The sequence below is a fragment of the Haloferax sp. Atlit-4N genome, assembly GCF_003383025.1.
Taxonomy (GTDB): Archaea; Halobacteriota; Halobacteria; order Halobacteriales; family Haloferacaceae; genus Haloferax; species Haloferax gibbonsii.
The window spans coordinates 284,951-304,748 of sequence record NZ_PSYY01000004.1 but is presented as its reverse complement, the minus strand read 5'-3'; the positions used below and the strand labels follow the sequence as shown (position 1 = coordinate 304,748).

16 protein-coding genes are annotated in these 19,798 nt (G+C 66.0%); 6 read left to right on the top strand and 10 right to left on the bottom strand.

Annotated elements, in window-relative coordinates:
* Positions 1 to 72: 72 nt before the first annotated feature.
* From C5C07_RS18925 to C5C07_RS22140, 8 genes are all read right to left on the bottom strand, one after another.
* Positions 73 to 351, bottom strand: a complete 279-nt coding sequence (locus tag C5C07_RS18925) for a hypothetical protein (protein ID WP_115805831.1) — start codon at positions 349 to 351, stop codon at positions 73 to 75.
* 420 nt (positions 352 to 771) lie between these two features.
* Complete coding sequence (locus C5C07_RS18920) at positions 772 to 2,739, bottom strand: glycosyltransferase family 39 protein (protein ID WP_115805814.1); 1,968 nt, start codon at positions 2,737 to 2,739, stop codon at positions 772 to 774.
* A gap of 33 nt (positions 2,740 to 2,772) precedes the next feature.
* Positions 2,773 to 3,831 (bottom strand): ATP-grasp domain-containing protein, encoded by a 1,059-nt coding sequence (locus tag C5C07_RS18915; RefSeq protein WP_004977876.1) that lies wholly within the window; start codon positions 3,829 to 3,831, stop codon positions 2,773 to 2,775.
* Positions 3,832 to 4,017: 186 nt separating this feature from the next.
* Positions 4,018 to 5,043 (bottom strand): DUF354 domain-containing protein, encoded by a 1,026-nt coding sequence (locus C5C07_RS18910; RefSeq protein ID WP_115805813.1) that lies wholly within the window; start codon positions 5,041 to 5,043, stop codon positions 4,018 to 4,020.
* A gap of 10 nt (positions 5,044 to 5,053) precedes the next feature.
* The gene (locus C5C07_RS18905; RefSeq protein ID WP_050460241.1) at positions 5,054 to 6,340 is read right to left on the bottom strand and encodes a nucleotide sugar dehydrogenase; all 1,287 of its coding nucleotides are present in this window, start codon (positions 6,338 to 6,340) and stop codon (positions 5,054 to 5,056) included.
* Positions 6,333 to 7,721 (bottom strand): nucleotide sugar dehydrogenase, encoded by a 1,389-nt coding sequence (locus C5C07_RS18900; RefSeq protein ID WP_115805812.1) that lies wholly within the window; start codon positions 7,719 to 7,721, stop codon positions 6,333 to 6,335. The genes C5C07_RS18905 and C5C07_RS18900 overlap by 8 nt, the downstream gene beginning before the upstream one ends.
* Complete coding sequence (locus C5C07_RS18895; protein WP_004977883.1) at positions 7,718 to 8,299, bottom strand: acyltransferase; 582 nt, start codon at positions 8,297 to 8,299, stop codon at positions 7,718 to 7,720. Before C5C07_RS18895 ends, C5C07_RS18900 begins: the two co-directional genes overlap by 4 nt.
* Positions 8,296 to 8,424, bottom strand: coding sequence for a hypothetical protein (locus C5C07_RS22140; RefSeq protein WP_255564070.1), 129 nt, complete (start codon positions 8,422 to 8,424; stop codon positions 8,296 to 8,298). Before C5C07_RS22140 ends, C5C07_RS18895 begins: the two co-directional genes overlap by 4 nt.
* Before the next feature lie 305 nt (positions 8,425 to 8,729).
* Here C5C07_RS22140 and C5C07_RS18890 point away from each other — a divergent pair, with 305 nt between their 5' ends.
* The 3 genes from C5C07_RS18890 (at position 8,730) to C5C07_RS18880 (ending at position 12,068) form a co-directional block, all read left to right on the top strand.
* Complete coding sequence (locus C5C07_RS18890; protein ID WP_115805811.1) at positions 8,730 to 9,821, top strand: DUF1616 domain-containing protein; 1,092 nt, start codon at positions 8,730 to 8,732, stop codon at positions 9,819 to 9,821.
* Positions 9,821 to 10,390, top strand: coding sequence for a metal-dependent hydrolase (locus C5C07_RS18885; protein ID WP_004977888.1), 570 nt, complete (start codon positions 9,821 to 9,823; stop codon positions 10,388 to 10,390). The genes C5C07_RS18890 and C5C07_RS18885 overlap by 1 nt, the downstream gene beginning before the upstream one ends.
* 160 nt (positions 10,391 to 10,550) lie before the next feature.
* Entirely contained in the window at positions 10,551 to 12,068 is a 1,518-nt protein-coding gene (locus tag C5C07_RS18880; protein ID WP_004977890.1) for a hypothetical protein, read from the top strand.
* Between the two features lie 76 nt (positions 12,069 to 12,144).
* On the opposite strand, the gene C5C07_RS18875 is transcribed toward C5C07_RS18880, so the two are convergent.
* On the bottom strand, positions 12,145 to 12,816 hold the full coding sequence (locus C5C07_RS18875; RefSeq protein WP_004977892.1) for a helix-turn-helix domain-containing protein: 672 nt from the start codon (positions 12,814 to 12,816) through the stop codon (positions 12,145 to 12,147).
* 163 nt (positions 12,817 to 12,979) lie between these two features.
* On the opposite strand from C5C07_RS18875, the gene C5C07_RS18870 reads away from it, so the two are divergent.
* The 3 genes from C5C07_RS18870 to C5C07_RS18860 all read left to right on the top strand — a co-directional run bounded on the left by C5C07_RS18870 (position 12,980) and on the right by C5C07_RS18860 (position 17,036).
* Positions 12,980 to 14,008 carry a glycosyltransferase family 2 protein gene (locus C5C07_RS18870; RefSeq protein ID WP_004977894.1) on the top strand — a complete coding sequence of 343 codons (1,029 nt, stop codon included), beginning with the start codon at positions 12,980 to 12,982 and terminating at the stop codon, positions 14,006 to 14,008.
* A 105-nt stretch (positions 14,009 to 14,113) separates the two neighbouring features.
* Positions 14,114 to 15,742 (top strand): right-handed parallel beta-helix repeat-containing protein, encoded by a 1,629-nt coding sequence (locus tag C5C07_RS18865; RefSeq protein ID WP_115805810.1) that lies wholly within the window; start codon positions 14,114 to 14,116, stop codon positions 15,740 to 15,742.
* A gap of 61 nt (positions 15,743 to 15,803) precedes the next feature.
* Positions 15,804 to 17,036, top strand: coding sequence for a glycosyltransferase (locus tag C5C07_RS18860; protein ID WP_115805809.1), 1,233 nt, complete (start codon positions 15,804 to 15,806; stop codon positions 17,034 to 17,036).
* A gap of 107 nt (positions 17,037 to 17,143) precedes the next feature.
* On the opposite strand, the gene C5C07_RS18855 is transcribed toward C5C07_RS18860, so the two are convergent.
* A complete protein-coding gene (locus tag C5C07_RS18855) occupies positions 17,144 to 19,708 on the bottom strand; it encodes an oligosaccharide flippase family protein (RefSeq protein WP_199522762.1) in 2,565 nt (854 codons plus the stop codon).
* Positions 19,709 to 19,798 lie beyond the last annotated feature (90 nt).

Below are 19,798 nucleotides of genomic sequence, written 5' to 3'. Positions count from 1 at the left end.
GTCCGGTCGCTGTGAGACGCAGATAGCTCGTTGACGGAGATGCACGCCCACCACCAGTGATTTCCGCGAGAATCAGTTGATTACGTAGCTGTATTCGAACTCCTCGGATTCGTTGATTGTGATTCCGCTCTGGAGGAGTCCGGCGTTGAGAGTAACGGGTCTCTCGAAGGAACTCCCGTTCATCGTGGCCGTGACGTCGTAGGTGTTCTCCTGACCGGTCAGCGTAGCCACGTGGCGCTTTGCCCCCGCATCGAGGTCGACCGTGTCGTTGTAGACTACGGTCGACTCGTTGCTGATTACGAGGTGGACGCTCTTGCTCGAATGAGCTTCGTTCTCAAGGACGAACGGCACGCGTTCGGCTCGCGGGACAGTTGTCGGTTGTGTGGTGGCCGGGGCTGTCGTGGTTGCCGTGGTTGTCGCTGTCGCTGCCTGTGTCGTAGCTGTTGGCGATGCAGTAGTCGTTGTCTGCCCAGTCGTTGCACACCCGGCAAAGACGACGAGGCACACGGCCACGAGCGTCTGGAGGGACAATCGTCGCATTCTGATAGATATGTTACTCGTTCCGCCGTATGCTTTGTGTGCTCTCGAATCGCGTGACGGCACAGGACAAGAACACCCACTGAAGAAGTTCAACCGACCTGTGTAGCCTTTTCAAGGCCGCTAAAACAGCTCTTCACGAAATCCCGAGACGTACCGCTTCACCGCCCGCGTCACAACGAGAACACCCGACGCGAACACCGCGACAAAAAAGAACGACGGCGATCCGGACGGTCAGTTAGCGCCGGGGAGCGAACAGATGGTTACCTCGCCGTTCGCGTAGACGTAGTTGGTCGTCGGCGGACAGACCTCGGTCTTCGACGGGTCGAGGTTCGTGGCCACGTCCCGTTCGTTCGGGAAGTACGAGGCGCTCTGCGATTGGTACTCCCGATAGGCCGTTATCCCCTGCGGGACCGGCCTGCCCTCTTCGGCCGGTAACGGTTCGGCCGGATACGCGTTCGTCCGCTCCCAGACCGTCCCGTACGGCAGGTCGGTGTAGAGTTCGCCGCCCCGTTGCGACGAGCGGGCCGACTCGTACGTGTCGATGGCGGCGAGTTCCTGTTCGGTGTACGAGAGCCGTTCGTGCTGGTCCGGGAACGCGGGGCTGTCCATCGCGCCGTCGTTCGACATGAGCATCACGTTCGGGTAGACGAGCACGAACAGGAGCAGGATGACGCCGACCACCTTGAGCGAGGTCCGGTTCGCGAGGTGTCGGAACCCGAGGACGCCGATGATGGCGAGGAGGGCGTAGAGGTACGCGAACCAGCGACCGGGGACGAAGCTCTCGATACCGACGAGCGGCAGCCCGAGCACGACGAACAGCATCGCCACGATAGCGCCGACGAACGTGTACGTCGTCTGCGTCGCCCGCGAGCGGTTGAGCACCGTGAGACACCCGATGAGACCCGCGAAGACGAGCATGAGGAACCCGGCTTCGGTGACGTACGTCGAGAGCTGCGAGAGGAACGTCTGACCGGCCGAACCGGCCGCACCGGACGCGCCGGCAGACCCGCCGCTACCGCCCACGCCCTGGAGGAACCCGGCGTTGAACAGGTTCAACACGAGGTAGTTGATGACCGTTTCGAGGAAGGTGTCGCCCTGGTACGGCGTCAGCGACCACGTGAAGACGATGAGTCCGAGGTTGAACCCGACGAGCCCCGCGAGGTTCACCGGGGTGGAGCCGCCGCCCGAGAACGAAAGCGGGTCGGGGTCCTCGGTGAAGAAGTCGAACCGGAGCAACACCTGCGCGACGAACCCCGCGAAGAGGAGCACCAACATGATGAACGACGACACCTGGTGGGTGAGGATGACGGCGGTGCTGAACAGGACGAGCAGGCCGAAGTCGCGCCACCGCTCGCTGGCGTGGGTTATCCGCACGAGGCAGTACAGACACGCGAGGAAAAACAGCAGTCCGAGGCTCGTCGGGATGAGGTGGATGCCCCAGCGGACGACCTGGTCGCCCATCGCGTACAGCGCGCCGGCGGCGAGCGCCCACCGGAGCGGGACGAGCAGTCGCGCGGTTCCGTAGACTAAAATCGGGACGAGCGGCATCGCGACGCCGACCGAGAGGTACAGCGCGTTCCGAAGCGACAGGTCGAGGAGGTGCGTCGACGCCGCCGTGAGAAGGTGGAACAGCGGCGACGCGTAGTACTTGATGTCGTTGATGGCGGACAGCGAGTCCGCCCGAAGAATCATCTGGACGAACGTCGTGTGCGACCAGATGTCGATTCCGATGTAACCCGGCGCGGTGTAGAGCGCGGCGAATCGGACGACGAACGAGTACACGAGAATCTCCGCGAGGAAGACGCTCGGCCGCAGTTCGTCGTCCGGGGCGAGCAGTATCTGCCCGAGGAGGAGCGCGCCGACGACGCCGCCGACGTCCATGAACAGGACGCTTCGTTCGCCCTGAACGACTGCGAGGACGACCATGACGGCGAGGCCGAAGAAGACGCCGGCCGAGATGAGTCGCACGAGCGACGGCGCGAGCGTCGGGAGGCCGTCCGTGGTCCCCCTCCCGCGGGCGGCCGCGAGATAGAGGAGACTGCCGACGCCGAGGAGTATCGGGAGCGTCACGATGAAAATCTGCGACGAGAGGAACCGCAGCGGGAACAACGCGAGCGCGAGCACGACCCCGAGGCCCGCCGCGAGCACGTCGAGCTCGACTCGTCGCAATCGGTCGAATATCGATGAGAGCATCGTCATGTATGAGCTGAGAGTTGTGTCGAAGGAAGTCCGTCAGATTGTGGTCGGGTCCGTATTGGGGCCGTAAAACACGTCCTGCCAGTCGCGGGTCACGTGGGTTCCCCACTCGATGTCGAGTTCGGGAAGCTCACGGTCCATCGCGTACTGCACGCTGAGCGCGGGGATGTTGGCTCCCGCACCGACCGAAGCGGTGACCGACCGGGAGATTCGCGGGTGGACGTCGACGAGTTTCGGCGTCCCGTCGGCGGTGTATTTGAACCGGAACGTGGCGTTGTACTCCAACCCGAAGAGCGAACAGAGCTCGTGCGTGTCCCGGAGGAGCTCCGGGTCCTTTTCGACGGTGCCGACGAACGAGGTGTCGTCGCAGGTCGCGGCGTGCGACCGTGAGACGAGAACCGGCGTCTCGTCGTCCCGGACGAGGGCGTCCACGGTGTACTCCTCGCCGGGGAGATGCTCCATCACGATGAGTTCGGGGAACTGGACTGTCTCCTGGAGGACGGGAAGCACGTCGTCCAGCGTCGTCACGGTGCTGTTCGGTTTCTGGTTCAACAGCGCGTTGAACCGGTCCATGTCCGGGTCGAGGACGCGAAAGCAGCGCCTGTCGTTGCTGACGGGGGGCTTGAAGCAGACGCGGCGGTCGGGGTAGCCGAGCGCGTGGACCGCGTCGAGAAACTCGTCGAACGAGGAGACGCGGTAGAACTCGGGTGCCATCGGATGGGCCTGCTTGACGAGTTCGTCGTACAGCCGCCCTTTGTCTCTGGTAATCGAGAGCGACTGGGGCGAGACGGCCATCACTTCGATACCCTCGCTCTCGAAGGCGGGCTTCGCCTCGGAGAGGGCCTCGACTTCCGCCGCGTTGAGGGGGAAAATCACGTCGGCGTTCTCGCGGCGCGCGACCGAACGCAGCTCGGAGACGAACGCGTCGGCGTCGCCGGCGGGGACCGTCTCCGCCGTGTCGACGAGGCTGAAGCCGTAGGCGTCCGGATCCGTATCGACGCCGACGATGTGGGCGTCGAACGCGTCGGCCCGGCGAATCGCCTTGATGATACCCGAAGCGCCGAAGGTACCGGCACCGGTCACCAGCACGGTCACATCGCCGTCCCGGCTCGACGGTCGGACTGTATCCAGCAGTGTCATCGAGACGAGACAGACACCAACGGCCCCTTATTATATAGCAGATAAAAGGCGTGAACCGTCGAAAATCGACGTGTTCGTCCGGGGACGACCCGGCCGGTAAACGAGCGAGAGACGCGCGTTCGAGAGGCGATTCGACGGCCGCTACTCGACGGCCGCGAGAACCCGTTCGACGATGACGTCCGTCGCGTCCACGTTCTCTTCGAGGAGCCGCTGCCGACGGGCCTCCCAGTCGGCGTCGGTCGACCGCAGGATGTCGACCGCCCGGTCCGCGGCGCGTTCGTTCCGGTGCTCGCCGTGGTAGCCGAACAGCAGGTCGAACGAGGCGAGGTCGCGCATGAGCCCGGGGTTCGCGCTGTGGACGTAGACGGTCGGCGTCCCGAGCACGGCGCTCTCGGAGGCCATCGTCCCGCTCTCGCCGACGAAGAGGTCGGCGTACGCGAGCACGTGGTGGATGAGGTGCGGGTCGATGGTGATGGCGTACCCTTCGAGTTCGGGCGGGAGCGCGTCGTCCTCTGCGGAGATGAGTACCGTCGCGCCCGCGTCTTCGAGGCGACCGACGAGGTCGGTGAGGCCGTCGAGGCCCTCGTCGCCGATGTCGTGCGCCGCGCCCCAACTGACCAACCGGACGACCGCGTACGTGTCGTCGGCGTCGACCGGCAGGCCGTCGAGCGCCGCCGGGTCGGGGGCGAACCGGTCGGGGTGGAGGTACGCGAGTTCGTGGTAACTCGGGTACCGGTGGTGGTTCGAGCCGGCGTCGTCGCGGTAGCACTTCGGGGTGGCGACCTCGTCGGCGAAGGGGAACGTCAGCGCGTTCGAGAGCGTCGCGTGCTCCGTGTCGGTGAAGACGACGCACTCGGCGCCGACGAGTTTCGCGACGTGGGCGGCCTCGAACCCGCCGATGGAGGCGACGACGTCCGGGTCGATATCCCGCGCGGCGCGGAAGAGTCGGTACTCGATACCGAGCGTCGAGAGCGCGACGCCGGCCAGCGAATCGCCGCGGGAGCCGACGACCTCGTAGTCGATTCCGTACTCGTCGAGGAGGTCCACGGCGACGTCCTTGTCGAGGGCGCGGACGTGGACCTCGTGGCCGCGGGCCTCGAACTCGTCGATGGCGTGCTTGAAGAAGTGAACGTGCGCGGGGTGCTGAATCGTGATGAGGATGTCCATCGGCGGTGTCTCAGAGCTGCGCGTAGTGGAAGCCGCGCTCGTCGGCCTCGTCGGCGTCGAACACGTCGGCCACGTCTATCATGACCGGGTCCGACCCGAGCGCGGCGGCCATCTCGTCGAGGTCGTAGTCGGCGAACTCCTCGTGGCCGGTCGCCACGACGACGCCGTCGTACGCCTCGAAGTCGACCGACTCGACCACGTCGATGTCGAAGACCGCCCGCGACTCGTCGGGGTCGGCGTGGGGGTCGTAGCCGACGCAGTCGACGTGGAACTCGTCGAGTTTCTCTATCATCGTGCTCACGTCGGAGCTGCGGATGTCGCCGACCCCCGGCTTGTAGGCGAGTCCGAGGACGAGCAGCCGCGTGTCCTGGAGGACGCGGCCCGACTCGTTGATGGTCTTGACCGCCTTGCGGGCGGCGTGAACCGGGACGTACTCGTTGATTTCGCGCGCCTGCAACACGAGTTTCGGCGAGAAGCCCTCGCGCTTGGAGCGGTAGGTGAGATAGAACGGGTCGACGGGGATGCAGTGGCCGCCGACGAATCCGGGGGAGTAGCCGTCGTGGAAGTTCCACTTCGTCCCCGCGGCCTCCAGTACGTCCTTGGTCGTGAGCCCCATGTGGTCGCACGCGACGGCCAGCTCGTTGACGAGCGCGATGTTCATGTCGCGCTGGACGTTCTCGATGACCTTCGACGCCTCCGCCGTCTCGATGTCGGGCGCGCGGTGGATGCCGGCGTCGACGATGCTCCCGTAGAGGTCGGCGAGGCGCTCGCGGACCGCCTCGGAGTCGGCACCGACCACCTTGACCACGTCCTTGACGCTCCGCCCGGTGTCGCCGGGGGACGCGCGCTCCGGCGAGTAGCCGACGAACACGTCCTCGCCGACGGCGAGGTCGGACTCGGATTCGAGCGCGGGCACGAGGACGGACTCGGTCGCCCCCGGATAGACGGTGGATTCGAGGACGACGGTCGTCCCCGGAGAGACGTGCCGACCGATAGTCTCGGCCGCGGATTCGACGAACTTGAGGTCGGGATTCTCCATGCTGTCGACCGGGGTCGGGACCGTCACGATGACGAAGTCCGCGTCCGAGATGTGTGTCGCGTCCGTCGTGAACAGCACGTCGGAGGCCGCGACGCCCTCGTCGGTCACGTCGCCGGTGGGGTCCGTCCCCGCCGAGAGCGTCGAGACCTTGTCGGGGTCGACGTCGTAGCCGATGACCGACTTCCCGGCGCGGTCGAACTCGATGGCCAGCGGCAGGCCGACGTAGCCGAGGCCGACGACGCAGACGGTGTCAGTCATGGAGACCGATTCCCTCGTAGTCGACTCGTTCGTGGTCGCGGTACTCCGTCGCGGCCTGCCGGCCGTCGACGAAGACGACCGGGCGGTCGTCGGCGGCGAAGGCGGGAACGTCGAGGTGGTCGAACGACTCGTGGGCCGTCACGAGGACGATGGCGTCCGCGGACAGGTCGTCGCTCGTCACGCCGCGCATGACCGTCGCGCCGGCCTCCTCGAAGACGGCGGTGTCGTCGAGGATGGGGTCAGTGGCGACCACGTCCGCGCCCGCTTCGTCGAGGTGTTCGACGACGGGGAGCGCCGGCGTCTTGCGAATCTCCTCGACGCCGGCGCGGTACGTGAGACCGAGGACGAGAACGGTCGCGTCCTCGGGGGCGACGCCCTGCGCCGCCAGTCGGTCGAGCGCCGCCTGCGCGGTGACGTGCGGCATCTCGTCGTTGACGGCGCGAGCCGTCTCCATGAGCGGCGACCCCGTCTCGAACTCGTTGATGAGGAACTGCGGGTAGTACGGGATGCAGTGGCCGCCGACGCCCGCGCCGGGCGTGTGAATCTCGCAGAACGGTTGGGTGTTGGCCACGTCGATGGCCTCGGTCACGTCGATTTCGAACTCGCCCGCGTGGGTCGCGAGTTCGTTGGCGAGCGCGATGTTCACGTCGCGGTAGACGCCCTCGAACACCTTGACCGCCTCCGCGGTCGTCGTGTCCGAGACGGTGATGACCTCGTTCGAGGATATCTGGTCGTAGACGAGCGACGCGGCGCGGGCGCTCTCGTCGTCGGCGCCGCCGACGACCTTCGGGTACGCCCCGCGAATGTCCTTCAGCGCGCGCCCGGAGGCGGTCCGCTCGGGGCAGAACGCGAGGCCGAACTCGCCGAGCGAGAGGCCGCTCTCGGATTCGAGAAGCGGGAGGAGCGCGTCGCGACAGGAGCGCGGCGGGAGCGTCGATTCGAAGACGACGAGGTCGCCCTCGTCGAGACCCTTCCCGATGTCTCTGGCGACCGCCTCGATGACCGAGAGGTCCGGCCGGCCCGCCTCGTCGACGAGCGTCGGGACGATGACCACGTGAATGCTCGCCTCGGCGGCGACCTCGCGCGGTTCCGTGTTGGCGACGAGCGCGCCGTCCTCGACGAGTTCCTCGACGAGGTCGTCGAGCCCGGGTTCGCCGACGATGTGGTTCCGTCCGGCGTTTATCTCGCGGACGACGTCGGTGTCGATGTCCGCGCCGGTGACGTTGCCGGTGGTCTCGGCGTAGACGGAGGCGAGGGGAAGCCCCATCTTGCCGAGGCCGTAGACGCCGACCGGCACGTCGCCGGACGTGAGCGCGGCTATCTGTTCGTCTTCGGAGCGTTCGGAGCCGTAGATGGTCGTGACTGAAGATTGCGTGCTCATATGGTGTTCGCTCCCTGAAGCTTCGCCGGGAGTGGGCGGTGTTCGGCGGGCGTTCCGACCGCGAGCGTCTCCGGCGGAACGTCCTCGGTGACGGTCGCGCCGGCGGCGACGAACGCGTTCTCGCCGACGGTCACGCCGGGGAGGATGGTCGCGTTCCCGCCGACCGAGACGCCGTCTTCGAGCGTTGGCCCGGTCATCTCGACGTCCTGCCGGACCGGATACGGGTCGTTCGTGAGCACCGCACCCGGCCCGACGAACACGTCGTCGCCGATGTGCGTGTGAGTCGGAACGTAAACGCGGGTCTGGAGACTCACGTTCGACCCGATGGTCGTGGTGCCGTCGATGACGGTGTCGGTGCCGACGACGACGTTGTCGCCGATTCGGGTGTCTTCGCGGACGAGCGCGTCGTGACCGGTGACGAAGCCGTCGCCGATGGTCACGTCGCTGTAGACGATGGTCCCCGAGCGGATTCGGGCGTCGTCGCCGACGATCGTCTGCTGTGAGTCGTCGCCGGCCGGGTACCCGAGGGTGACGTCGTCGTCTATCTCGCAGTTTGAGCCCGTGACGTACAGGTTCATGTCTGAGCCGAATCGGCGGTCGTCTCGGCCTCGCCGGAGGGCGACCCGTCGCCGTCCGACCGGAGGGTGGTTGCGAGCACGAACAGTGCGACGAGCGCCGCGAGGAGTTTGGTTTTGGTGCGCATGTGTTGGTCACGCCGCGGACCGTGTGGCCCGCGATTCGAAACGGAGGTCACGCGAAGCGGCCATTATTATCGGGACGATAAGCCCGCAGACGCCCCGAGACGGCGGGAAACGAGTCGTTCCGGCCGTGCGAACGCTCACCAACCGGCGTCGGAATTCCTCGATTTTTCGGAGCGTCACCCCCGGAGCGCCGCCGTCGACGCAGTCAGCTATCCGCCCTTATCAGACCGCTAAGCCGCTCTTTCGCCCGATTTCGAGCGTGAACGGTCGCGGCCATTTTTCAACACGGCCTGTCAAGGCGCGGGTGATGAAGTCGTCTACCCGTCTTTGGACACTCGACGTACTCCTCGTCGTCGCGGGGTCTATCGCCGCGCTCGCGGTGGTCATGCTCGGTCTCTCCGGGTCCGTCGTCCGGAGTCTGTTCGTCGTGCCGCTCATCGTCCTCTACCCGGGATACGCGCTCCTCGCCGCGGTGTTCCCGGAACGGCGGTCGGACGTCGAGTCCGACACCTTGGGCGACGAGTCGGCGCTGACGCGACCGACGCGTCACACCGCCGGACTGCTCTACTCCGTTCGACTGGTCCTCTCGGCGGCGTTGAGCCTCGCGCTCGTCGCCGCGGTCGCGCTCGTCACCAACCTCGTCGGACAGGGGTTCGACGCGAGCATCGTCGCGCTCGGCGTGTTCGGCGTGACGATGTTGTTCACCGCGGTCGCCGTCGCCCGGCGCATGCTGCTGCCCCCGGACGTGCGGGCCGGAGCCCCGCCGCTCAGTACCGTCCTCGGGAGCGTGGCGTCGACCGCCGGAGCGGTCACGTCCCCGCTTTCCTCCGAGTCGCGGAGTTCGCCCGTCTCGCTCGCCGTCAACCTCCTCGTGGTCGTGAGCGTCGTCGCGTTCCTCAGCAGCGTCGGGTTCGCGATGGTCGAGACGCAGGCACCCGAGTCGGACTTCACCGAAGCGTACCTCGTGACCCAAAACGGGTCGGACTACGAGGCCAGCGGCTACCCCCAGCAGCTCAGTCCGGGGGAGTCGGTCCCGGTGACGCTGGCGCTGGAGAACCACGAACACGAGTCGACGACGTACACGGTCGTCACGGAGCTGCAGCGGCTCGACAGGACGCCGAACGGGACGCGAGTGGTCGAAGAACGCGAACTCGACCGAACGCGAGCGTCGGTCGGGGACAACGAGACCGCCTACGTCCAACAGGACGTTCGACCGACGATGTCCGGCGAGTCGCTCCGACTCGTCTATCACGTCTACAAAGGTGACGCTCCGGACGATGCGAACCGCGAGAACTCGTATCGGACCGTCCAACTGGTCGTTTCGGTCAGTGACGGTGGCGGCGGTGACAACACCGCGCAACTCGGTCGGCCGGATTCGATTGGGGGGGCCTCGGCCTGATGTGGCCGTGGGAGCATCTCGTCTTCGGCTACGTGCTGTACTCCCTCGCGAACCGCGCCGCGTGGGGCCCGCCAATGGGTGACGCGGCCGGCGTCACCCTCGCGCTGATGACGCAGGTTCCCGACCTCGTGGACAAGCCGCTGTCGTGGACGCTCGGCGTCGTCGCGACGGGGTACGGCCCGGCGCACTCGCTCCTCGTCGGCGCACCGCTCGTCGGACTCCTCGCGGGGGCGCTCTGGACGCGGAACAGGGCGAAGCTCGCGGTCGCCGCGGTCGCCGGGTACGGGTCGCACCTCGTCGGCGACGTGCTCGCGCTCCGGGCGAACGGGCCCAACGTCGGGCGGGTGCTCTGGCCGGTCGCGCCGCGGGAGCCGTACTCGAACGACCTCGGCTTCGTCCAGCGGTTCGCAGAGTACTTCCAGACGTTCCTCTATCAGATGCTGAGCCCCGAGAACACGGGGCTCGTCGTCGGTTACGCGGCCGTCTTCGGGGCGGTCGTCCTGCTGTGGGTGCTCGACGGAACGCCGGGGCTTCGGTGGGCCCGCCGCGCCGCCGACCTGCGCCGCTGATTCGCGGTCCGTCTTGTAACGGATGACGAGAATATAATTTGACAAAAGCGACCCTGAGCAACAGTTGCATCCCTAATCAACGCCGTAAAGGGACATTCTGTTTGAATAATACGATAAACGCTAAAAATACTCATTACACAGAGGCAGAGACGTTCTCTCGATGCGGAATCAGCGCGCAGAAGAGCGCAGGAGGACAGTCTCTCGGAGACAGCTACTGAAGGGCATCGGCGGGGCGGCCGCGGCCGTTTCGTTCGCCGGGACGGCATCGGCCGACGGCGACGACGACTGGTACAACGTCGTCGACGAGGGGGCCGACCCGACCGGCGGGGAGTCTATCAGCCCGGTCTTAGACGACATTCAGTGCGACGACGGCACGGTTCTGTATTTCCCGGAAGGCGAGTATCTCATGGACGACGCGTTCCGTCACGTCGATTTTCGGGGGTTCGAACTGCGGGGGGATAACGCGACTATCGTCCCGGCCGCCGACTACGACGGCAGGTGGTTGTTCAAGTTAGGAACGTTCGAGCAACCGGGGGAAGACCTGGTCGTCGAGGGCTTCGAGTTCGACTTTACCGCCGACGACACGGGGCTTCGCGTCGTCCAAGCGCAGGTCAGAGACGACCTCCTCGCGAGGGACCTCTCCGTCGTCGGCCAGCACGACAGCGGGAAGTACGGCCCGTTCGCGTTCGACGTCACCGACGCGTCGGGTATCGGCACCGTCCAGAACATCAGGATTCCCGACGGCGGCGAGTTCTCGGACAACACGCCGGGCGACATCGACGTGGGGCCCACGGGAATCATCGTGTCGCCGTACCACGACGGCAAGCTCTGGGTGCGCGACTGCGAGGTCGGCGCCTGGCCCGACAACGGCCTCTACTGTTCGACCGAGGGCGGTCGCGTCGTCGTCGACGGGGGCGTGTTCAAGAACAGCAACATCTCCAACATCCGGCTCTCGGGCGATTACAGCTCGATTCACGGCGCGACCGTCATCGTGGACGACCGCCGCACCGACGACACGAACCAGCGGGGCATCCGACTCGACGGCGGCGCGTACAACTGGATAGACGACACCGTCGTCCGAATCGACGAGCCGAACGGGCGCGCCATCAGCGTCCAGAACGACGTCGAGTGGGCGCGGATTCAGAACTCGAGCGTCATCGTCAACGGAGACGTGCCGACGAAAGCGGTCACCGTCTCGCCGGGGGCCGGGAGAATCGATATCATCAACACCGATATCGAGTTCAACACCAGCGGTCACGCGCTCGTCGTGGGCGGACCGAGCAGCGCCGACGCGGACCCGGTCTACGTTCTCAAGTCGAGCGTCGGCGGCTCCGGCGACGGGTCGAGCGGTCGGCACGCGGTCCGACTCGAACGGGGGAACTGCACGCTCGACCGCTTCGACGTCGAGCAGACCGGCGGCGACTACCGGCGCGCGGTCAAGGTACTCGGCGACGGCAGCACGTTCGTCTGGGGTGACTACGACACGAGCCACATTCCGCTGGTCAACGACGCCGACGGGACGACGTTCCGCGGCATCACCTCCGAATCGCACGACGACTACGAGGGAATGAAAGTCATCGACGGCTCGACCGGCGTCGACGTCGCCGAGTCGGTGATTCACAACGGCGTCTGGGAGTACGGCGACGTCGACGTCGCGTACGACGGAAACTGGTTCTGAGCCGCGACGGTCGGTCCCGAGTCGACTCCGCGTCGCGGCGGGCGCGGCTACCTTCTCACCGCTCGCCCGGACGGAGTCACGGCGACAGGGTCGCCTCGATGAGTCGCGAGATGGCCCGACGAATCCGCTGTGAGACCCCCGACTTGGAGATGCCGAGGATGGCTGCGAGTTCGCCCTGCGAGGACCGCCGCGGAACCTCGAAATAGCCGTGTTCGTGGGCGACGAGAAGCGCCTCGCGCTGTCCCGGGAGGAGCGCCGTCTCGGAGCCCACGTCGGTGTCGCGGGCGACGTGGAGGCGCTTTACCCGGAAGGAGATGTCGTTGTCGTGGTAGTGTTCTTGGACGCGGTGCAGCGTCGAGTGAGCGGGGAGGTGCATCTGGATGGACCACCTGCCGTCCTCGTGTCGAACGGAGATGACTCGAACGCCCATCTCGGTCGAGGACGGGGGAATCAGGCGGACGCCGCTCCCGAAGAGGACGCGAAACCGGCGGTCGGAGCCGACGGAGCCGAGGAAATCCGCCTCTATCACGGTCGGGTCGACGACGAGGGACGCCCCGACTGAATCGACGGGACCCTGTTCGACGACGACGAACGCGCAGTCCCAGCCGAAGCCCTCGGTCGGTTGAAATTCGAGTTCGACCGGCCCCCGGTGTCCCGTGACGAACGACGAGAGAATCAGCCTCGGGTCCTCGAGCGTTATCTCCAAGTATATCGGTCGAGCGTCGTCGCCCCTGCGGTCCTCGTGCATCGCCTGTTGTTCGATAATCGGAACGGGTTATTATGCGGATGATAAGCGTCTGTGGCCGCGTCTCAGCGGATTCGCTCCCGTACCTGTCGGCGGGTTGTGAGCAACTACGATGCCCATAATAACGACACCGAAACGTCCACAGTTCGGTAGGACTCCGACTACAATGTACAAAGACAACTCAATCGCCGTCGTCGTGCCGGCCTACAACGAAGCGGGCTACGTCGGGGACGTCATCGACACCCTCCCCTCGTTCGTCGACCTGGCCTACGTCGTCGACGACGGGTCGACAGACGGGACGTGGGACGAAATCGTGACGCACGCCGACGCGTTCAACGAGGACCACACCCCCGAAGCGACGGCGTACGACGACGTGGTCGTCCCGATTCAACACGAGGAGAACCGCGGGGTCGGCGGCGCGCTCAAGACGGGCTACCTCCACGCGCTGGAAGACGAAGTCGACATCACGGCCGTCCTCGGCGGCGACGGGCAGATGAACCCCGACGAGCTGGCGAAGTACCTCGACCCCATCGCGGAGGGCGACGCCGACTACGCGAAGGGCAACCGGTTCATGGAGCAGTCGGACCTCGACGCCATGCCGGGCTATCGACTCGTCGGCAACTCCATCCTCTCGTACCTGACGAAGTTCGCCAGCGGCTACTGGAAGACGATGGACCCGCAGAACGGCTACACCGCGATTTCCCACGAGGCGCTGCGGCAGGCCGACATCGAGAACATGTACGAGTACTACGGCTACTGCAACGACCTGCTCGTCAAACTCAACGCCGAGAACCTCCGCGTCGCGGACATCGCCTGCTCCGCGGAGTACCTCTACGACGACGACTGGAAGAGCCACATCAACTACGGCGAGTACGTCCCCCGCGTCTCGGGCATGCTGCTCCGGAACTACTTCTGGCGGCTGAAAAACAAGTACATGCTCCGCGACTTCCACCCGCTCGCGGCGTTCTACTACCTCGGAACCGTCATCGCGGGCGTCGCGGCCATCGGCCTCATCGGCTCGGGGCTGACGGGTGGCGGTGACGGCGACTCACGCGGCCTCGGCAGCTGGGCGATCGGTCTCCTCTTCGGAATCACGTTCCTGCTTTTCGGCACGGTCCTCGACCACGACGACAACGAAGCGCTCGAGATTCGGGTCGACGACGACACCTACGAGACCGAGGTTCCGAGCGAGTAACCCGGATGGAATCGGGGGCCGAAGGCCGCCGAAATCCGCGGGCACACTTAAAGGCTGAACATGTGAAGCCGGGAACGTTCGTGAGTATACGACGTTCTTGGTTGTATGAGATTCACGCAATCTGACGATACCGACGCGAATGACTCCCGCGGCCCGAAGTTCACGCGGCGCTCGTATCTCCTCGGAGCCGTCGGCACCCTCGCGGTCGGAAGCTACCTGTCGCACCCCGTCAACAGCGTCGAGGCGAACGCGATGAGCGTCGACGTTCCGCAGGCGTACCTCGACCGGTTCTCGAACGTCGTCAACGTCGTCGATGCGGGGGCCGACCCGAAGGGCATCGAACCCATCGACGACGTGCTCTCGCGGCACGTCGCGGACGACACGCTCCTCGTCTTCCCGGAGGGTCGATACCTGATGCACAGGCAACTCCGAAAGACCGGGTTCGAGAACCTCGGGTTCTACGGGCCGAACGCGACGCTCACGCACGGCCGAATCGACGCCATCGACAGCAACGTCGTCACCGAAGGCGAGTTTACCGGTGCGGCCCGGTTCTTCCGGCTCGGCGTCATCTACGCCCCCGGCAAGGACCTCCTCTTCGAGGGGTTCACGTTCGATTTCACCGCCCCGCAGACCGGGATTCGGGCCGTCGAGGCCTACGTCACGGACGGGCTCGAAGTCCGCGACATCACCATCGCGGGCGAACACGACACCGGAACTCTCGGCCCGGCGCTGTTCAGCGTGACCACCGCCGGCGGGACCGGCACCGTCGAGCGGTTCAGCGCGCCCGACGGCGCGGCGTTCACGAAAGACACCATCGGCGACATCACCCTCGGCCCCACCGGGATACTCATCGACCCGAACAGCCCGGGGACGCTCCGCTTCGTCGACTGCGAACTCGGTCGGTTCCCGGACAACGGGCTGTACGTCTCGGGGTCGAAGGGCGTCGTCCACGTGGAGGGCGGGACGTACAAGAACAGCACCGTCTCCTCGATTCGGCTCAAGGGGTACGGCAGCAGTATCCGCGGCGCGACGGTCGTCATCGACGAACTCGTCCCCGGCATCAGCCAGCGCGGCATCCGCCTCGACGACGGGGCCGACCTCCGCATCGAAGACACCACCATCGAGGTCACGGGCTCCGCGGAGAACGCCATTCGCATCCTCGACGACGCACAGACCTCGGTCATCGAGAACTGCAGCATCGTCCTCAACGACGACGAGGGCTGTGCGCGCGGCATTCAGGTGACTCCCGGCGCGGGCCGCCTCGAAGTCCTCGACACGACCATCGACATCCACGGGTCGAACTTCGCCATTTACCTCCAGGGTGACAACGCCCCGGAGGACCCGATGGTGCTCGTCAAGAACGTCACCATCACCGGTTCGGCACCCGGCGACGGCCAGCGCGAGGCGATTCGCGTCGAGCGCGCGAACGCCCGGTTCGAGAACCTGACCGTCCACCAACCCGGCGAGAGCTACCGACGCTGCGCCGAGATTCTCGCGGACGACGCCCTGTTCGTCGGCGGGACCTACGAGGCGACGCACCACCCCTTCATCAACAAGGGCAACCGGACGCGCTTCGACGGCATCACCGCGCGGTCCCTCAGCGGGCGGCAAGCCATGAAACTGTACTCACAGGGGACCGACGTGGTCGTCATGGACTCGGTGCTCTACGGCGGCTACATCGACGGCGGCGCGGAGGGGTTCGTCGTCGACAACACCGAACTGCCACCCGTCTGAGACGAACGAGAGCTTACCGACCCGATAATCATGGGGGTCGGTACGCAACTGCGGGTAACGCATGGACCACGACCGACTGGCCGACAAGGACCTCCTCGTCGTCTCACACGGCTACAAACACTTCGTCAAGTCGCAGGTCGACGTGCTCGCGGAGTACTTCGATTCCGTCACCGTCTGCGTCAGGTACAACTGGTTCGCCGACGTGGCGTCTCGCCTCCCCGTGAGCGGCGGCGAGGGGTTCGGAAAGGACGCCAAAATCGCCACGACGAACGTGCCGGACAACGTGCACGTCATCGAGACGCCGCTTTTGTACCTCCCGGTCGACGCGCAGCGCGAGCACCTCCTCGGACAGCAACACGCCCGGAAAGTCCGCAAGAAACTGGCGGACCACCCCGTCTCGTTCGACCTGATTCACTGCCACATGACGTGGACCTCGGGGTACGTGGGCGCGCGCCTGAAGGAGGAACTCGGTATCCCGTACGTCCTCACCGTCCACGCCAACCGCGACTGGTTCGAAACGCAGCTCGCCTCCGACAACGCCCGGCTGAAGCGGGCGTGGACCGACGCCGACCGACTCGTTCGCGTCAACCGACGCGACCGCTCGAAACTGGACCCCTACAACGGCGACGTGGTCCACATTCCGAACGGCTACGACACCGACGCGTTCGAGCGCGTCTCCACCGCCGCGGCCCGCGAGCGACTCGGCGTCGACGACGACGCGCCCGTCGTGTTCGCGCTCGGGACGCTGAAACCGCGGAAGGGCTTCCAACACCTGCTGCGAGCGATGACGCGGGTTCACGAGTCCGAACCGGAGGCGCGGCTCGTCATCGGCGGGCAGGGCGGCATGCGCGACGAACTCGAATCGCTCGCGGGCGAACTCGGCATCGACGACCGGACCGACCTGCTCGGCTACGTCGACTCGGAGACGCTCAACGACTGGATGAACGCGGCCGACGTGTTCGTCCTCCCGAGCTACAGCGAGAGCTTCGGCGTCGTCCAACTGGAGGCGATGGCCTGCGGGACGCCCGTCGTCGCGACCAAAAACGGCGGAAGCGAAGAGGTCGTCACGAGCGACGACTACGGCACCCTCGTCGAGGGACCGGAGTCGCACGACGAACTCGCCGACGCCGTCGTCGATGCCCTCCGCGGGCCGTGGGACGCGGACGCCATTCAGGCGTACGCGAACGAGTTCACGTGGGAGAACGTCTGCGAGGACATCGCCGACCTCTACGTCGAAGTCCTCGACGAGGCCGAATCCGAGGCCGAGCGACAGACGGTTACCGCCGCGCAGTAAGGCGACGAAGCGAGAGCCGGGTCCCGCTATCTGTTTCTATTCGGTTGACGACCCGCGTAGCACTCGGGGCCCGACGGTCGGCGTCGAAAGAAAATCGAAACGGTCCGTTAGCGCGCGCTTCGACCGGTGAGCGCCACGATTCCGACGAACAGAACCGAGTAGAACCACGGCGACCCGCCGAGCGGAGACGACTGCAAATCGAGCCACTCGGCCGCCGAAAGCGGTTGCGCCATCAGGAGCGTCGACCCGCTGTCGGTCGTGTTCGACGTCGTCGTGGTCTCGGTCGTGTCGGTCGTCGTCGCGGTATCGGTCGTGGTCGTGTCAGTCGTCGTTGTCGTGTCGGCCGTGGTCTCGGTGTCCGTGGAAGTTGTCGTGGTGTTCGTGGTCGTAGTTGTCGTCGTGTCTGTCGTCATCTCCGTCGTGGTTGTCGTCGCGGTATCGGTCGTCTCTGTCGTTGTCGTGGCCGTGTCGGTCGTCGTAGTCGTCGCGTCTGTGGTCGTCGTTTCCGTGTCAGTCGTTGTCGTTGTCTCGGCCGTCGTGGTGGTGTCCGTCGTCGTCGGTGACGAAGTCGTCATCGTCGTTGTCGTCGTGTTGTTCGACGGTGTCTCCGTCGCCGTCGACGTCGAGGTGGTCGTTGTCGTCGTGTTGTTCGTCGGCGTCTCGGTCGTCGTCGGTGACGAGGTGGTCGTCGTCGCCGTCGTCGTGTTGTTCGTCGGCGTCTCGGTCGCCGTCGGCGACGCGGTCGTCGTCTGGTCGTCGCTGTCATCGCCGTCGTCGTCATCGTCGTCGTCACCGCCCCAGAGCCAGCCGCCGCCGTCGTCCGACTCGGTCGTCGTCGTGTTCGACGGCGGACTGGTCGTGTTCGTCGTCGTCGCCGTCTCGGTCGTCTGCGTGGCAGTCTCGGTCGCCGTCGTCGTCACCGGCGTGTCGGTCGTCGGCATCGGCGTGTCGGTGACCGGGGTGGTGTTGTTCACCTGCGGCACCGGCGAGTCGCCGTCGACCGAGGGAGCGATGCCGACGCTCGGGACGCCGACGGCCAGCGCGACGCCGGAGAGCGAAAGCAGGATACCGGCGACGAGAAGGACGCGTTGCAGCGTGTTTTTGTGCCGGTCGGTCCAGGACTCGTCGCCCCACGCGGGACTCCCGGCGTCGCCGCTGGCGCCGCCGCGACGGGCGCGTATCGCGGTGGCGCGGGAACCGACCGGGTCGGGAAGCGAACTCAGCAGGTCCAGCGCCTCGTCGGCGTCCACGGCCCCGACCACGAACGCCACCGTCACGAAGACGAGGAAGCCGACGGCCGGGACGACGACCAGCGCGAGGAGACTGCTCTCGATGGTCATCGAGAGCAGGAAGATCGGCACCCCGGAGATGAACCCCGTCGCGAGCACTCGCACGAGTCGAGCGTCGGAAAACGGCTTGAACCCGAGGTAGCGCGCGCTGGCGAGATTGAACACCGGGAGCGAGGAGTACCCGATGGTCGTCGCCACGGCGGCCCCGAGAATGCCGTGACGCGGGATGAGAACCACGTTCAAGATGATGTTCAGAACCGCCGCGGCGCCGGTCGCCGCGATGAGCGGCTTCATGTCGGCCTTCGCGTGGCTGATTGCGAGGATGGGCCGAACGACCGCGAAGCCGATAGTCCCCGGGAGCAGGATGAGAAGCGGCGTGACGACGGGCATCGACCCCGAACCGAGGTACAGCGGGACGAAGTCCTTCGCGAGCGCTGCCAGCCCGAGCGACAGGAGGACGATGACGAGCATCCCGTATCGGGTGACGCGGGAGGCGATTTCGTTTATCTGGTCGATTCGTTCGTCCGCCCACAGGTCCGAGACGGACTGCACGAGCATCGACTGAATCGACCGGGGAATGACCCAGAGGAACTGGCTGATGACCAGCGCGGACTTGTAGTAACCGACGCGCGTCTCCGTGACGTGGGACGCCAGCATCAGCACGTCGACGTGGTACATCGACGTGAGAAACAGCATGTAGACCACCGAGAGGTGGTTGAAACTGAACAGCTCCTTCGTCGGGAATTCCCGCGGCGTCGTGCTGAAGATGCCGCGAAGCGAGACGTTCTTGCGGACCCACCACAGCGCGAGGAGCGCGACGAGGCTGTTGACGACGATGAGGCCGACCATCAGCCCCCCGATTTCGTACCCGAGGTAGGCGATGCCGATGAGCGCGAGCCGGGTTCCGACCTTGTTGAACACCCGAAGCGGCTCCGAGAGGTGCTCCTGTTTGAGCCCCATCAGGGACCGACGGGCGTACTCGCGGAACTGCGTCGCGATGGTGAGCCCGGCGAGACCGTAGAAGCCGACGACGTACTCCGGGCCGAGGAATCGGGTGACCACGCCGAACCGCGCGGCGGCGGCGAAGGCGAGCGCGGTCAGCACCGCGAGGACCGTCCCGAGGCGGAAGTAGTAGCCGAACACGTGCGTCTGCCAGTCCGAAATCGAGCGGTCTTCGGCGAGGAACTTCCGGGCACCGCTGTTGATGCCGGAACTCATCAAGATAGTCGAGATGCCGAAGACCGCGGTGAGCGTGCCGTAGCGACCGTACAGTTCGAACCCGAGCGTCGTGATGAGAAGCGGCGTGAGCACCACCGAGGACAGCACGATGAAGATGCGCCCCCCGAAGATGGAGAGGAACGCGGTGACCATGTTCCGCTTCATTCACACCACCCGTCGGCGTCGCTCTCGCCGGGCTTCCTCGCCGGCGCGACGCGCGGGGACCAACGTCGTATCGGCCGCGGACCACCTGCT

Bases quoted from the DNA above. Each gene is read 5' to 3' on its own strand.
- C5C07_RS18920 (WP_115805814.1), bottom strand. From the start codon at position 2,739: ATGACGATGCTCTCATCGATATTCGACCGATTGCGACGAGTCGAGCTC.
- C5C07_RS18910 (WP_115805813.1), bottom strand. From the start codon at position 5,043: ATGGACATCCTCATCACGATTCAGCACCCCGCGCACGTTCACTTCTTC.
- C5C07_RS18905 (WP_050460241.1), bottom strand. From the start codon at position 6,340: ATGACTGACACCGTCTGCGTCGTCGGCCTCGGCTACGTCGGCCTGCCG.
- C5C07_RS18900 (WP_115805812.1), bottom strand. From the start codon at position 7,721: ATGAGCACGCAATCTTCAGTCACGACCATCTACGGCTCCGAACGCTCC.
- C5C07_RS18895 (WP_004977883.1), bottom strand. From the start codon at position 8,299: ATGAACCTGTACGTCACGGGCTCAAACTGCGAGATAGACGACGACGTC.
- C5C07_RS22140 (WP_255564070.1), bottom strand. From the start codon at position 8,424: ATGCGCACCAAAACCAAACTCCTCGCGGCGCTCGTCGCACTGTTCGTG.
- C5C07_RS18890 (WP_115805811.1), top strand. From the start codon at position 8,730: ATGAAGTCGTCTACCCGTCTTTGGACACTCGACGTACTCCTCGTCGTC.
- C5C07_RS18885 (WP_004977888.1), top strand. From the start codon at position 9,821: ATGTGGCCGTGGGAGCATCTCGTCTTCGGCTACGTGCTGTACTCCCTC.
- C5C07_RS18880 (WP_004977890.1), top strand. From the start codon at position 10,551: ATGCGGAATCAGCGCGCAGAAGAGCGCAGGAGGACAGTCTCTCGGAGA.
- C5C07_RS18875 (WP_004977892.1), bottom strand. From the start codon at position 12,816: ATGCACGAGGACCGCAGGGGCGACGACGCTCGACCGATATACTTGGAG.
- C5C07_RS18870 (WP_004977894.1), top strand. From the start codon at position 12,980: ATGTACAAAGACAACTCAATCGCCGTCGTCGTGCCGGCCTACAACGAA.
- C5C07_RS18865 (WP_115805810.1), top strand. From the start codon at position 14,114: ATGAGATTCACGCAATCTGACGATACCGACGCGAATGACTCCCGCGGC.
- C5C07_RS18860 (WP_115805809.1), top strand. From the start codon at position 15,804: ATGGACCACGACCGACTGGCCGACAAGGACCTCCTCGTCGTCTCACAC.
- C5C07_RS18855 (WP_199522762.1), bottom strand. From the start codon at position 19,708: ATGAAGCGGAACATGGTCACCGCGTTCCTCTCCATCTTCGGGGGGCGC.